The organism is Clostridium sp. 1001270J_160509_D11 (assembly GCF_015667935.1).
Taxonomy (GTDB): Bacteria; Bacillota; Clostridia; order Peptostreptococcales; family Peptostreptococcaceae; genus Intestinibacter.
In genome coordinates, this window is the sequence record NZ_JADPET010000062.1 from 1 (window position 1) to 16,072 (window position 16,072).

A 16,072-nucleotide genomic window follows, 5' to 3' on the forward strand; every position below is an offset into this window, starting at 1 on the left:
TTCTCCTGCTGGAGTTGGGTTGATAGCTGTAGTTAATATTAATTTAGCTTTCTTTTTACCATTATCTTTTTTAAGTAGGTTATAGTCGACTTTAGCCTTATATTTACCATATAACTCTAAGTCGTCTTCTGTTAATCCTAATTTTTTAGCTATTTCTCTAATATCTTGAGGTTTAGCTTCTTGAGCTATTTCAATATCTGATTTGAATCCCATAACAAACATCCTCCCACATTATATATATTTTAATAACATCAATTAATTTGAATACTAATTTAATTATACAGTATTTTTTCTAAATTTAATGTTAATTAAATACTATTTAAATAATTTTAAACTAAATAAAAATAAAAATTATTTATTGTTTTTGTTTTCTTTTTCAATTTCTAGTAATCTATTTTTTATAGTTCTAATTTCATTTCTAGTCTCTTCACTAACATCATATGGAGACTGATTAGCTCTATCTGAATCTATTACAGTTTGATTATAATGAATAAACCCTAAAGCTTCACCATCTTCTAGATTACTTTTTATAAATTCAATATCGTCGTCATCTCTCATTTTATTTCCAACAACGAAAACTCTCTGTACGCCAATATCTTTGCCTAGTTTTTTAACTTTTCTATAAGTTTGTAAACTTCTTTCCCCTGGCTCAACAACTACTATAAAAGCATCTACGCCTTGTGCTGTTCCTCTACCTAAATGTTCGATACCAGCTTCCATGTCCATAACAACAACATCTTTACTTTGTAGTATTAAATGAGAACATAATCTTTTCAATAGTACATGTTCTGGACATACACATCCTGAACCACCTGTATCAACTGTTCCTAAAGTCAATAGTCCTACACCATTGTGCATTTTACAGTATTTTTCTGGTATATCATCTACTTTAGGATTTAATTTAAACATTTTATTAAATGTACCTTCACTTGTTGCAGTTCTATCAGAAACTAATTTTTTCATCTCTGAAATTGGCACTATTGAATCATATACTTCTTTTGGAAAACCTAGCGCTAAGGCTAAGTTTGCATCTGGATCGGCATCTACAGCAACAACTCTATAGCCTTCATCAGCAAACATTCTTGATAACATTGAGGCAAAAGTTGTTTTGCCTACTCCACCTTTTCCTGTTATTGCTACTTTCATTTTTTTATTACCACCTTTTGTCATATAGTTTATAAACTATTTATTTTTATGTCTATCTAACATGTATTTGTAGGTAGTCTATCTTTTTAATAGACTACCCTTATCTATTCTATAAATTTGATATTTATCTATTTAACAGTAAATCTTAGTATAAGCTAACTAATTCTCCAGCAACTCTCTTATTAAGAACTTTTTCTTGGTATAATTCTTCAAAGTGAGGTCTCTTAGCTTCTATACAAGCCATTATATCTTGAGCACAGCTTACTGGATCTTCATTAACATGGAAGCTAGCTCCAACTTTATCTCTTATGCTTCCACATAATATTTCGACAGCTCTAGATGAACCTGTAACTGGAGGCATAACACCTAAGAATGTTTCTATACCAGAACCAACTACATAAGTACCTATAGCTATAGCTTTTTCTGACATCCATTCTGGAGCACAACCTGCAACTGGTAAATCAGCTATATCCATATCTAATGCATTAGCAACTAATGAACATATATTTAATATACGAGAGTTGTCAACACAAGATCCTAAATGGATTACTGGTGGTATATCAACTAATTGGCAAACTGTTGCTAAACCTTTACCAGCGTATTTAGGTGCATTTTCTTTTAACATTAATCCATTTTTAGCTGCTGCTGATGCACCACATCCTGTAGTTACAACTAAGTAATCATTTTTAATTAATTCTTTCATTATAGTTAAGTGGTTGTAGTTAGATGGTGTTCTAGCATTGTTACATCCAACAACTCCTACTACCCCTCTTATTACACCAGATGCAAGAACATCTATTAATGGTTTTAATGTGTTCATATCATCTATTTGAGTATTAACAACATTATTTAATTGTCCAACTATAGCTTCTTCAGCATAACCAACCATAGCTTCTGATTTTAATTCTGGAACCATAACTTTTGATTTATCTCTGTTTTTGAAGTTTAATATAGCTTCTCTAACTATTGTTTTTGCATCTTCTAATGCAGTTTCTTCATGGAATTCCATGTAAGTAGAACCAGTTATTTTAGCTTTTGGTGAAGTAGTTATGAATTTAGTATGATAATGAGTTGCAACTTCTGCTAATGCAGGGAATATACATTGAACGTCAACTATCATAGCTTCTACAGCACCAGTGATTATTGCTAATTCTTGTTGATGGAAGTCACCAGCTATTTTTATACCATGTCTCATTGTTAATTCGTTACCAGTACAGCATATACCTGATAATGTTATACCATCTGCACCAACTTCTTTAGCTAAGTCTTGCATTTCTGGTAATTCAGATGCTAAAACTATCATTTCTGATAATGTTGGTTCATGTCCATGAAGGATTATGTTTACATTATTTCCATCTAATACATTTAAGTTAGCTTCTGTATGTACTGGTTTTGGAGTTCCGAATAATATATCAGATAACATTGTACCTATCATAGATCCAGCCCAGCCATCTGCCATAGAACATCTCATTGCCATATGTATTAATGCATCTATATCAGCACAACATCCGATATGAGTTGAATGCATTACTGTTGCAATTTCTCTATCTATTGCTCTTGGTTCTATACCATATTCTTTCCATATATCTTGTCTTACTTTTGGAGCTCTTGCTAATAATTTAGATACGCCATGTGGTTTACCAAATTCCATTAAACAAACATGAGATACTTCATGTGCTAATTCATATATATCTTTGTCTTCTGGGTCTATTCCCATGAATTCAGCAAATTCTTTTAATTTTTCTGGTTCTTTTATTTGATATGCGCCTCCTGGAGTTGTTAATCCTAATGTATGAGTTATATCTCTAGCATGGTCTGAATGGGCTGCTGTACCACCAGCACACATTCTAGCATAGTTTCTACCTACTATTGTATGTTCGTCAGCACCGCAAAGTCCTCTTGGAGTTTTTGGACTGATTCTACATGGTCCCATACCACAGTTTCTACAGCAAACACCTTGTAAACCGAATCCACATTGTACTTTATATCCTAATTTTCTTTTGTACATTGTTTCAACGCCGTCTTTTTCAGCTTTTTCTAATAAGGCTTTACTGTTAAGGTCTATAGTCATATTTTGCATTTGTTCTAAAACATCAACTTTTTTCTTTTCCATATTCATATTCCCCTTTAAAAAAATTTAATTTCCCCTAAAATGCTGTTATAAGAATTTGTCTCTATATTTATATAAATATATCCTCAATCATTAAATATATTTTTAGACAGCAAAATATATTCCTTTTAAGAATACATTCCTAACTAAATTATATACTAATTTTTCCAATTTTGGTTAAAAATTTTAATAATTTTTTAACGAATAAAACGTCTTTTTGACACTCGATAAATTTTGTTTTTATAAGCCTTCTCATTATTTAAATTTCTATAAATTTTGATATTTTTGTATAGATTTTTAAAGAATTTAAATTTATTATTTTTGTTATGATATAAGCTCTTTGATTTATCAATTGTAAATGTTTTTCATTTAGTTTTTAATTTTTGTAATACAAATTAATTCTATACTACTTTATTCCAATTGTACACTTGCCTATCTCTTTTTGCAATCGTTATCCCAGGCTTTTTATTTGATTTTTTTTTAACAATTATTAGTTTTAAAATCTAAATAAATTTTATTTTTATAATATTTTTTAGATTTTCTATGTATTTGTATTATTTTTAGTATAGTTAATATATTTAAGTTAATTTTTATATTTACAATATTACATACATTATATACTTAGTTCATATATTGCATTTTTTATTATATATTTTTTAACAATCTACAAATAGTTCTATAATCTACAAATACTTCTATTCAGTAATGGAATTTGTAAAAATCAATAATTCAAGATAGTATATAAATATAACTTATATACAAATAAATATAATTTGGAGGAGTAAATGGATATAAAAATTTTAAGATATTTTTTACAGATATGTAGGGATGGTAGTTTTTCTAAAGCAGCTAAAAACTTATATATATCTCAACAAGGCTTAAGTAAATCTATAAGCAACCTTGAAAAGGAAATCGGTGTACCTGTGTTTAATAGAACCTCTAAGGGTAATGAATTAACTGCATATGGTGAATATCTAAAAAATAAGGCATCCACTATTGTTTATCAATTCGATATTTTAACAGAGGGTATTAACGAAATAAAACAGAAAAACAAAAAATTTTTAAATATAGGTGTTCCATTCGGGGTGATAAATTCTCTTTCATTTGACTTAATAAATGAATTTAATAAAATTTATCCAGATATTATTCTTAATATAAAAGAATATACGGATTCAAAGTGTGAAGAAGCTATATTAAACGGGGATGTTGATTTAGGTTTTGTAATTGCACATTTTGACAAAAATAAATTTGATTATAAACTAATCAAGCACGAAAAACTTTATGCTATAGTCAATAAAAATCATAAATTAGCAAATCATGACTTTATAGATTTTTTAGATTTAAAAAAATAGTAAATTTTTTATATTTTTAAAAGATATGATAGAAGATAAGTTTTATTTTTACCTCTCATATTATATTTTATTAATCATACCTTTTCAATAAAAATACGCCTTTTATATATTCCAATTTGTTATTATTCATTTATACTTATTAAAACTTTTTCTCTTCTTTTTCTCTTTTATTTTATAGATTACTATTCTATCATTTTTCTTATTCTAACAAGCATTAATAATCTTTACAAACAGAAAAAAGTTGTATATTCTACAACTTTTTTCTGTTTGATAGTAATTATAAAAATTTTGTCTATCCGTATATAAAATTTCAAATATTATTTACTTATATATATTTAGCTAGTTCTCTTTTACAAGCTACAGTAACTTCATCTTCTGGATTTAATTCATAAGCTCTTTCAATGTAGTAATTTGCATCATCAAAGTTACCTACGTTTAAGTACGCCATACCTAAGTTACAAAGTATTTCTGGGTCTTCTTTTAATTTAGCAGCTGCTTCTAAAAGCTCTATTGCTCTATTCATGTTTAATGTAGATGCTTCACATAATGCTAATTCAACTAGAGTATCAACTTGTTGTGGTTTCATTCTAAGTATTTTTTCATAATATTCTTTAGCGTTTTCTATTTCGCCCATGTTTTTATAAGCTAAACCAATCATAAATAATAGGTTCCACCAATCTCCGTATTTTTCTTCTAATGGAAGCAGTTTTTCTAGTCCTTCTTCAAATTTTCCTTGGAATACTAGAGTATATCCTTCTTCATATTCTACTTTAGAGTACATTTTTCCTAAGTTATCTTGTACTTCTGCTACAAAATCTTCATCAAGTCCTAGTTTTAATGCTTCTTCCCATATTACTTTTGCTTTTATATATTGATTTTGGTTATAATAATGGTATCCTAAATGATAATATGCAAGTGCAAAGTTAGGATCTAAGTTAGTTACTTTTTCAAGCTTTTCACCAGCTTCTAATAACATATCGTTCATCGCTTTAGCATCGTAATCTTTTTGGTATTCAGTCGCTAATTCTTGACAAACTATTGCATAGTTATATAATCCTTGAATGTCATCTGGGTATAAAGTTATAAGTGCTTTTACATATATAAGAGCATCTGTCACTTCACCTATTTCAAAGTATTTTCTAGACATATATCCCATATATGATTTAGCATCAAATTTAACATTCTTTTCTAATGCTTTTAAGAATTTTTTATATTCATCATTATATCTAAACTGTGGGTCAATACCTATTATGTATATCATAGCATCAGCTATAGACATAGAGTTTATTCCGTCTTGTGCTGTATTTTCTTTTATACCTTTTACTAATACTTCATTTTTTATAGGCACATTTAAACCTTCTTTAGGTAATGTATAACCTTCTAAATTAAATTCTGCATCTTCTTTAACTGTTATAAAAGCTAATTCCTCTGTTTTAGATAATAAATATTTATCTATTCTAAACTTCATATTGTTCCTCCTTACGAACTATTTTACAAGTTCTTTTAATTCAACTTTATAAGTTCTAGATTTTTCAAATACTTTTATGTCGTCATATACAAATAATATTATGTTCTCTTCTTCTTGCAATTTTGCATGAATATCTTGTTTTAATTTTAATATGTCGTATTTAAATGGTTCAAAATGAACATATTTTAGTATATATTTTGTAGGCGTATCTACATGTTTAGGTAGATATTTCTCTAAATTTTCTCTTTCGTGTAAAAATTCATGTACTCTCGGTTTAATATTATCTACTTCTACTTTTGTAAATATATTAGGAACACTTGAAATTTTACCTAAAGAAACATAATCGTATTTTAATATTTCCATAAATAAATCATAGTTTTCTGTGATTTTTTCTTTATAGAAGTCTAGTAATATACTATACAACTGATTCTTACCTTGCGCAAGATGGAAATATCCCATTTCATCAAAATAAGTTGCAAATTCTTCAAAGAATTTGAATGCACTTTCACTATAATAATTTTCAATTATATATTTTACTGATAATGAGAAGTTATTAGAGTTATAATATCTTTCTAATATATCTTCTATATCTTTTAATTTTAATATTTCATCATAGCTTATAAATTTATTGCTAAGTATTTCATATGGAGCATAATCTTTGTATTCATATTCAAATTCTTCCGCTCTAGCTCTCATACCTGTTCCTTTTATCATTTTTAGGAAACCTAATTGTAATTGTTCTATTTGTAATCCAAATACATCATTAAATGATTTTTCAAAGCTGTCATATCCTTCATATGGTAATCCTGCAATTAAGTCTAGATGTTGATGTATATTTTGATAAGATTCTATAGTTTTTACAACGTAAGATAACTTTTCGAAATCATCTCTTCTTCCAACTGCATCTAATGCTTCTTGGTTTGTAGTTTGAACACCTATTTCAAATTGGAATAATCCTTCTTTACAGTCTTTTAAGAATTCTAGCATGTCGTCATCTAATAAATGAGCTGTTACTTCAAAATGATAAGTAGTGTAACCATTATCATTTTCCATAAGGAATTCCATTATCTCTTTTGCAAACTTTTTATTTGCGTTAAATGTTCTATCTATAAATTTAATTTGTGAAACTCTAGCATCAATTAAATTTTTAAGGTCTCTTTTTACTCTATCTATACCGAAATATCTAAGTCCTTTTATAGCTGATGATAAACAGTATTGACAGTTAAAAGGACATCCCCTTGATGTTTCATAGTATACGATTCTATTTTCATATTCTGTTATGTCTAAGTTTTCATATGGACTTGGGATTAAATCTAAATCTGCTAATAACATACGTTCTTTGTTTTGAATAATCTTTCCATCTTGTCTATATGTAATTCCGTCGACATGTTTTATATCCATTTCCCCGTGGAAGTGCTTCATAAGGTCTCTCATAACCATTTCGCCTTCGCCACGAATTATATAATCTACAAATTCATATTTTTCCATAGCCTCTTCGCTGTCATAAGAAACTTCTGGCCCACCTAATCCTATTATTACATTTGGATTTACTTTTTTAATATTTTCACATAATTTTACGATATCATATATATTCCATATATATGTTGAGAAGAATATGGCATCGTATTTAGCTAAGTAAATATCTTTTAAAATATAATCTAATTGATTATTTATTGTATATTCTCTTATATCAACATCTACTAAGTCTTTTATACTCTCTTTGATGTATCTTATTGCTAAATTTGTATGAATGAACTTTGAATTCAAAGTTGTAAGCAATACTTTCAAATTTTCCACCTCTTTTTTTATTTATAAACTGTTTTTCTCTGTATTTAAATCGAATAATGTTGTAATATAATAAGTATATAATTACTATTTAGAAAGGAAGTTTGCTATGGAATTAATCGATCAAGTTACTATTAATGACTTATCAAAAAGAGACTTATTATTAATAATAAAATCATTAGAGTTTACTAGTAAAAAAACAAAAAATCCTGACTTCATAGAACTTAGAAATAGCATAGTAAAAGAACTATGTTTTTTAACAGAAACTAGTGAAGAGCAATTTCTTGGTTATCTAGAAGAAAACTGCTAAACTCTTTTAAAATTAAATGTATATTGCCCAGATTTTGATTTAACAGAAATTCTCAATATGTTATTACTAAAATCTTTAGATATAACTTGTATTTTGTTTAAAATTGGATCAACTATAGTATCGCCTTGATTCAAATTAATCAAACTTCTTGGATCTGAACCAGTATTATACGGAGACTTATTTATTGAGTATTTTCTCAATTTTGTAATATACGCACCCATTGAAGATATAAAATCTATATTCTCTATATTTAAATTAGCTTCTGCTGATAGTATAGATAATATAGATTTTTTCATACTTAAAATTCCATCATTTAAACATTCTCTATCTTCTATATAGATGTCATAAATAACATTTAATAAGTTTGTTATTAATTCATTTTCTGCATAATCACATATTTTTAAATCTATATAATTATCTATAATCTGTATAGCTTTTATTCTCGCCATTTGGAACTTTATCATACTGGCTTTGTCTAATTCTATTTGTAAACCAATCATCTTTTCTTTAATAGATTGAAGTATTTCTTCATATTCTAAATTTGGATTGTCTATTAAATTGTGAATTAGACTATTATATAATACAGATGCTAAAATATAATCAAATAAATACTTATCTCTTTTTAAGTACTTCACATATTTTTGAATAAGGGATAATACCTCATCTTCGCTTTTTTGTATATTTGTATTTGATAAAATTAGAGACAACAATACATTTAATACATCCATATATTGTGGCTTATTTTCATAAAAATTAAAATAAATTAGCTCGTCTTTAAGCCTCTTGTTATCAACATATACATTTCTCTGCAACTTATTATCTATAAGACATTTTGTACCAATTATCATCAGATGTTTTAAACTAGTGTCCTCTATGTCAAATGATGATATATAACAATTTTTAATTAAATCATCTTTCATATAATAACCGCCCTATGGAGCTTCCCTCCTTTTAATAATTAAATAAGGAGCCCCGTACTATTTTAGTATTCCTTCAAATAGTACAACAGCCCCTTTTAAATTTTACTTTATTACAATTAATTACATTCTTTCTGGTGCATGCATTCCTAATAATGCTAAAGCATTTTCTATAGTTTGTCTTGTTGCAGCAACTAATGCAAGTCTAGCTTTTCTAAGTTCAGCATCTTCTACTAATATTGGGTTGTCATGGTAGAATTTGTTGAATGCTTGAGCTAAATCTAAAACAAATCTAGTGATTATATGTGGCTCATTTTTTCTCATTGCAGCAAGTATTGATTTATTGAATGATCCGATTACTTTTAATACTTCTGCTCCGTCACCATCAGATAATAAATTGTAGTTTATATCTGTAGTTACTTCTTCCTCTGCTTTTCTTAATACTGCACAACATCTAGCGTGAGTGTATTGAACATATGGTCCTGTTTCACCTTCAAAGCTAAGAGTTCTTGACCAAGAGAATGTATAATCTTTTATTCTGCTGTTAGATAATTCTTGGAATACTACAGCTCCAACACCAACTTGTTTAGCTATTTGCTCTACATTTTTAGCGTTTGGATTTTTAGAAAGTACTATTTCTTTTGTTTTTTCTACAGCTTGTTTTAAAACATCTTCTAAGAATACAACTCTACCTTTTCTTGTAGACATTGTTCCTTCTTCTAATGCAACCATACCAAATGGAACGTGGATTAAGTCTTTTGACCATTCATATCCCATAAGCTCTAATACTTTAAATAATTGTTGGAAATGTAGAGATTGTTGAGAACCAACTACATATATACATTTGTCGAAATCATAAGTATTTTTTCTGTATATAGCAGCAGCTAAGTCTCTAGTCATATATAAAGTAGAACCATCATTTTTAGTTATTAATGCTGGTGGCATATTGTACTCTTCTAAGTCAACAACATTTGTTCCTTGAGATTGTACTAATAATTTTTTGTCTTTTAATGTTTCTATAACTGAATCCATTTTATCTGAATAGAATGATTCACCTGCATATGAATCGAACTCTATGTCTAGTAAATCATAAACTCTAGCGAATTCTTTTAAACTTTCATCTCTGAACCATTGCCATAAAGCTTTTGCTTCTTCGTCTCCGTTTTCTAATTTAGTGAACCAAGCTCTAGCTTCATCTTCCATTTCTGGTTTTTGTTCAGCTTCTTCATGGAATTTTACATATAATTTTAATAGTTCTGGTATTGGATTTGCTTCTACAGCTTCTTTACTTCCCCAAAGTTTGAACGCAACTATTAGTTTACCAAATTGAGTTCCATAATCTCCTAAGTGGTTTACTCTAACTACGTTGTACCCTTGTGAATCATATATTTTATATAATGCATTACCTATAACAGTAGTTCTTATATGTCCTATATGGAATGGTTTTGCTATGTTAGGAGATGAGAAGTCTATTACTACAGCTTTCTCTTGTCCTAAATCAGAATGTCCATATTTTTCTTTTTTAGTTAAAACGTCGTTTATTACTGTTTTAGCTAATTGTGATTTATTTACGAAAAAGTTTACATACCCTCCAAGTGGCATAACTTTTGATATTGCACCGTTAGCTTCAATATTTTCTGCTAAATCAGCAGCTATCATATTTGGAGCCTTTCTAAATACTTTTGCTAATTTAAAGCATGGAAACGCAAAGTCCCCCATCTCCTTATTTGGTGGCACTTCTATTAATGCTACTATTTCTTCTAATGTTAAGTCTTCTATCTTTTCTTTAAGACAGTTTGCGATTGCTAGTTTAAAATCTTGCATTCTATTCTCCTCTCTTATTGTAATACGTTCATATTTATTACTCTATGTTAAATCAAATTCTAATTTTTTTCAAGTTTTTCAACTTATATATACTCAAGATATAAATTATATATCATCTTCATCTAATAACGCTATATTTTCTTTATTTAAAATGGCAGCTGTTACTCCCATTCCTTTTATTTTATTTCCACAAAAAGTACCGTCATATATCTTTTTATATCCGCAAGAAGGGCTTCCTGCTTTTAATATTGCCTTTTTAGCATTGCACTCTTTTGCTATTTTTAAAGTTTCCTCTGCACCTTTTATAAAGTTTGATGTTACATCAATGCCTTTATTTGATAAAACTTTTACAGAACCGTCTAATACATCATGTCCATCTTTTTTTCCAGTTGTTATAATCTCAGACGGATCCCTTGGTGTTGATAATCCACCAAGTTGTTCTGGACATACTAAGATATATTCTTTATTTTCTAAGTACTTAATCACATTTTCTGATTTATTATTTCCACCGCTATATTTGCAGTTTTCTCCTAATAAGCAAGCTGATACTATTATCATAATTTTCACCTTTATTAACTATAAAGTTAATCTTTTAGATTTTTATATTATCTTAAAGTTACTATTGTAACTCCTGCTCCACCTTCTCCATATTCTCCTGGACGTTTTGATTTAACGTGTTTGTTTCTTTTTAATACGTCTTGTAGACCTTTTTTAAGAACTCCAGTACCTATACCGTGGATTATTGTCACTGTTTCAAGTCCAGCAACACAGGCATCATCAAGATATTTTTCAACTTCCATTATCGCTTCTTCTAAGTTCATTCCTCTTAAATCAACTTCGCCTTTTACTTTTCCTGATTTTTCGCTAATTATCTTACGAGTTGTTTTAGTAACTGTTGATTTTTTGTCTTTTTGTACTTTTTGTAATGATTTAAATGGTAGAGTCATTTTCATTATACCAATTTGTACGACAGCTTCTTTTTTCTTTTTGTCTACAGAAACTACGCTTCCGTCTTGGTTTAATGTTACTACTTTTACATCATCACCTGGTTTTAAATCTTTTATTTCTTTAGAAGATACTTTTGGCACTATCATACTTTTTACTGAAGGCTGTAAGTTCCCCATTGAGTCAGATAATTCTTTTCTAAGTGCATCAATTTTTTGTTGTTTTTGTTTTGATGCCATTTCTGTTTCTAATTTTCTAAGCTCTTTTAAGATATTTTCTGATTGTTCTTTAGCTTGTCTAGTTATGCTAAATGCTTCAGATTTAGCTTTGCTAATTATCTTTTCTCTTTGAGACATAACTCTTTCAAGCCTATCTTCGTATTCTGCCTTAATTTCTTCTATTTCTCTTTTTAATTTTTCTGCTTCTAATTTATCTTCTTCTGCTTTTAATCTATTTTTCTCTACGTTTTGTAGTACATCTTCTAATTCTATATTATCAGTGTTTATAAATTCTTTAGCTCTATTTATTATGTATTCACTTAAACCTAATTTTTTTGAAATTTCAAAGGCATTAGATTTCCCTGGAACACCGATTAATAGTCTATAAGTTGGGCTTAATGTGTCTACATCAAACTCAACAGCTGCATTTTCTACACCTTTTTTAGTAAGGGCATAGTTTTTAAGTTCGCTGTAGTGAGTTGTTGCTATACATTTAGCTCCAGCCATATTTACATCTTCTAGTATAGCTATTGCAAGAGCTGCCCCTTCAACTGGGTCTGTCCCGGCACCAAGTTCATCAAATATTACTAAAGAATCACTTGTTACTTCTTTTAAGATAGAAACAGTATTTGTCATATGTGATGAGAATGTAGATAAACTTTGTTCGATACTTTGCTCATCACCTATATCAGCAAATATATTGTCATATACACACATACTAGTTCCAAAATCAGCCGGTATATGAAGACCACTTTGTGTCATAAGTGCAAATAAACCTACTGTTTTTATTGTTACGGTTTTACCACCTGTATTTGGTCCTGTTATAACTAATGTGTCAAAGTCTTTACCAAGATAAACAGTATTTGGAACGACGTCTCTCTTATCTATCATTGGATGTCTACCATTTTTAATGTAGAAATATTTTTCTTCGTTTAGAACTGGTTCTATCGCTCTCATCTCTACAGATAATTTACCTTTTGCAAATGCAAAATCTAATTTACCTAAAATCTCTTGATTTGAGATTAATTCTGAAGAAATTTCACCTATCATTGCTGATAATTCAGCTAGTATTCTTTCTATTTCTTCTTGTTCATCAAGTTTTAATTTTCTAAGTTCGTTGTTCATCTCAACTATACTCATAGGTTCTATAAATAATGTAGCCCCTGATGATGATTGGTCATGTACTATACCTGAAACTACTGATCTATATTCAGCTTTTACTGGTATAACAAATCTATCACCTCTCATAGATATTATGTTATCTTGTAGGTATTTTTGATATGTAGTCGAACTTATTATAGAATTTAATTTCGATCTGATAGATTGATTCTTTTGAACAATCCTTCTTCTTATTGTTCTAAGTGTTGTCGATGCATTATCAGAAATCTCAGACTCTCCTACTATAGAAGTGTATATTCTATCTTCTATGTCTCTATATGTATATAGAGAGTTTGTAAGAGCTTGGATTATTGGATAATTGAAATCTTCTTCTTCTGAACCTTCTAAATTTCTTTTTAGGCTACGTGCTACTCTTAGGCAGTCTGCTATCTTAAGAAGTGACCCTGGGTCTAATGTAGCCCCTACATGAGCTCTTTTTGCCTTGTCTTCTATATCATGTATTCCATCCATACTTACTAAACCTCTTTTAATAAGTATAGCTTGTGCTTCACTTGTTTCAAGTAATGTGTTTTTTACTTCATCAAAGTCATTACTCGGTTTTAAATTCTCTATGTGTTTAAGCCCTAAAGAAGATGACGCCTTTGTTTTTAACTTATCTATTATTTTATTAAACTCTAAAACTCTAAGCGATTTTTCGTTCATTCTTCCTCCTAATTATTGTGGCGTTTGCCACAATATTTTTATTATTAGTATTATTGATAAAAACCCCAAATTTATACTTATATGAGACTTTTATTTAACTTAGATTAAGTATAAATAAGAAAATCTTTAATTCTTTATAAAGCCACCTTCTATTATACCTAATCCAAGTTTATTATGGATAAAATTTTTATATTTATTTTAATCTATTTTATTTTTCTTTATGCAATTTCATTTGCCATCATATAAAGTTGATGATAAACTCCCTTTTTATCCAATAATTCTTTATGACTTCCTTGTTCTACTATTCCATTTTCATTTAAAACAAGTATTCTATCGGCATTTTGTATAGTTGTTAATCTATGTGCTATTGTAAGTGTTGTTCTTCCTTTTGCAAGTCTCTCAAGTGATTTAGAAACTAAGTATTCACTTTCATTATCTAGGGCTGATGTAGCTTCATCTAAAATTAATATTTTAGGATTTTTTAAGAATACTCTAGCTATACTTATTCTTTGTTTTTGACCGCCAGATAATTTTACTCCTCTTTCTCCAACATAAGTATAATATCCATATTTTAATTCTGAGATAAATTCGTGTGCGCCTGCAAGTTTTGCTGCTTCAATTATTTGTTCCCTAGTTGCATTAGGGTCTCCATAAGCTATATTTTCATAAACAGTTCCAGCAAATAGATATACATCTTGCTGAACTATACCTATATTTTTTCTTAAACTTTTTAATGTAACTTTCTTTATATCATTATTGTCTAAATAAATGCTTCCTTGTGTAGTATCATAAAAACGTGGGATTAAGTTACATATGGTAGTTTTTCCTCCGCCTGATGGACCTACTAATGCCACTTTCTCACCTTCTTTAATAGATAAATTTATATTTGATAATACTTCTTTATCTTTATCATTATATCCAAATGATACATTCTTAAATTCTATACTTCCTTTTACATTATTCAGTTCTTTTGCATCTTCATCGTCAAATATATCTATGTCTGAATCCATTATTTCTATAAAACGCTCAATTCCAGTCATACCCTTTTGGAACTGTTCTGTAAATTCTACAATTCTCTTAACTGTTGCTAGTAAAGTTGTTACATATAATGTGAATACAAATAAGTCCGCTGGTTGGATAAGACCTTTCATCATAAATATTCCACCGGCAATTAATAAAACTAAATACATTATTCCGTCGAATATACAAGTTATAATTTTAAATCCAGCCATATATTTATATGTTTCTTTTTTAGTTCCCAAGAATTTTCTGTTATCTTGTGTGAATTTTTCTGCTTCTATATCTTCATTTGCGAATGCTTTTACAACTCTAACACCTAATAAACTATCTTCTAATCTTGAGTTTAATTCTCCAATTTGAACTCTTTGTTTTTTAAATGCTCTCTTCATTTTTCTATTTTGATCCATACTGAATATAACCATTAAAGGTATGAAGATAAATATTATCGTTGTTAAAGCTAAATTTATTCTAGATAAAAGTATAAATGAAATAACTATCTTTACACCTGCTATGAAAAATTCCTCTGGACAGTGATGTGCAAACTCAGTAACATCAAATAAGTCATTAGTTATTCTAGACATTATTTGACCTACTTTTGTATTATTGAAATATGAATCTGATAATTTTTGAATATGGTCAAATGCATCTTTTCTCATATCTGTCTCAATTCTAGCTCCCATTATATGCCCGATTCTAGTCATATAGTAATTTGCTATTGCATCTATTATTCTAAGTACTAAATAAACTCCTGCTAAACTGGCTATTAATTGTACCGTAATTGATGACAAGTCCTCAGTCCCTTTATTTGCAAGAAACCTTAATATCATAGGTAATATCAAATCACAGCCTGTAGTTAAAAATGCACAAAATAAGTCCAACAATAGCACATTTTTATAAGGCTTAAAATAAGGAATAAATCGTCCTATCAAATCCTTAGTTTTGTATTTTTTATTTTCCATTAAACAACCTCCCAATATATTTAAAATATTTTTACATACTAAAACACATCTGCCTAACTAACAGATGTTTATATATTATGATACATTTAATTATACATTTACCTCATATAAATTAACATATTATTTTCATGATTTTCCTAATATTTTCATTTCATTTTTCTGAATTTTTTAAATTAATTTTCAAATATAAATTAACT

Annotated in this window: 12 protein-coding genes; 2 read left to right on the top strand and 10 right to left on the bottom strand. The window is 28.5% G+C overall.

The window, feature by feature from the left end; translation table 11 throughout:
* The 3 genes from I4U58_RS07455 to cooS form a co-directional block, all read right to left on the bottom strand.
* A partial coding sequence (locus I4U58_RS07455) for a formate--tetrahydrofolate ligase (protein ID WP_195930654.1) occupies nt 1–213 on the bottom strand: 213 nt, incomplete at its 3' end.
* 138 nt (nt 214–351) lie between these two features.
* Nucleotides 352–1,146, bottom strand: coding sequence for a carbon monoxide dehydrogenase accessory protein CooC (locus I4U58_RS07460; RefSeq protein WP_195930656.1), 795 nt, complete (start codon nt 1,144–1,146; stop codon nt 352–354).
* A 145-nt stretch (nt 1,147–1,291) separates the two neighbouring features.
* Entirely contained in the window at nt 1,292–3,259 is a 1,968-nt protein-coding gene (gene cooS / locus I4U58_RS07465) for an anaerobic carbon-monoxide dehydrogenase catalytic subunit (protein WP_195930657.1), read from the bottom strand.
* 782 nt (nt 3,260–4,041) lie between these two features.
* Here cooS and I4U58_RS07470 point away from each other — a divergent pair.
* Nucleotides 4,042–4,608 carry a LysR family transcriptional regulator gene (locus I4U58_RS07470; RefSeq protein ID WP_195930658.1) on the top strand — a complete coding sequence of 189 codons (567 nt, stop codon included), beginning with the start codon at nt 4,042–4,044 and terminating at the stop codon, nt 4,606–4,608.
* A gap of 325 nt (nt 4,609–4,933) precedes the next feature.
* Here I4U58_RS07470 and I4U58_RS07475 read toward each other — a convergent pair whose 3' ends face one another.
* The gene (locus I4U58_RS07475; protein ID WP_195930659.1) at nt 4,934–6,076 is read right to left on the bottom strand and encodes a tetratricopeptide repeat protein; all 1,143 of its coding nucleotides are present in this window, start codon (nt 6,074–6,076) and stop codon (nt 4,934–4,936) included.
* An 18-nt stretch (nt 6,077–6,094) separates the two neighbouring features.
* A complete protein-coding gene (locus tag I4U58_RS07480; RefSeq protein ID WP_195930660.1) occupies nt 6,095–7,864 on the bottom strand; it encodes a B12-binding domain-containing radical SAM protein in 1,770 nt (589 codons plus the stop codon).
* A 106-nt stretch (nt 7,865–7,970) separates the two neighbouring features.
* Here I4U58_RS07480 and I4U58_RS07485 point away from each other — a divergent pair, with 106 nt between their 5' ends.
* On the top strand, nt 7,971–8,171 hold the full coding sequence (locus I4U58_RS07485; RefSeq protein WP_195930661.1) for a hypothetical protein: 201 nt from the start codon (nt 7,971–7,973) through the stop codon (nt 8,169–8,171).
* On the opposite strand, the gene I4U58_RS07490 is transcribed toward I4U58_RS07485, so the two are convergent.
* The 5 genes from I4U58_RS07490 to I4U58_RS07510 form a co-directional block, all read right to left on the bottom strand.
* On the bottom strand, nt 8,168–9,091 hold the full coding sequence (locus I4U58_RS07490; RefSeq protein ID WP_195930662.1) for a hypothetical protein: 924 nt from the start codon (nt 9,089–9,091) through the stop codon (nt 8,168–8,170). The genes I4U58_RS07485 and I4U58_RS07490 overlap by 4 nt on opposite strands.
* Nucleotides 9,092–9,211: 120 nt before the next feature.
* Entirely contained in the window at nt 9,212–10,912 is a 1,701-nt protein-coding gene (argS, locus tag I4U58_RS07495; protein ID WP_195930663.1) for an arginine--tRNA ligase, read from the bottom strand.
* 105 nt (nt 10,913–11,017) lie between these two features.
* The gene (locus I4U58_RS07500) at nt 11,018–11,470 is read right to left on the bottom strand and encodes a DUF523 domain-containing protein (RefSeq protein ID WP_195930664.1); all 453 of its coding nucleotides are present in this window, start codon (nt 11,468–11,470) and stop codon (nt 11,018–11,020) included.
* 47 nt (nt 11,471–11,517) lie between these two features.
* A complete protein-coding gene (locus I4U58_RS07505) occupies nt 11,518–13,896 on the bottom strand; it encodes an endonuclease MutS2 (RefSeq protein WP_195930665.1) in 2,379 nt (792 codons plus the stop codon).
* Between the two features lie 218 nt (nt 13,897–14,114).
* Nucleotides 14,115–15,875, bottom strand: a complete 1,761-nt coding sequence (locus I4U58_RS07510; protein ID WP_195930667.1) for an ABC transporter ATP-binding protein — start codon at nt 15,873–15,875, stop codon at nt 14,115–14,117.
* Nucleotides 15,876–16,072: the final 197 nt, after the last annotated feature.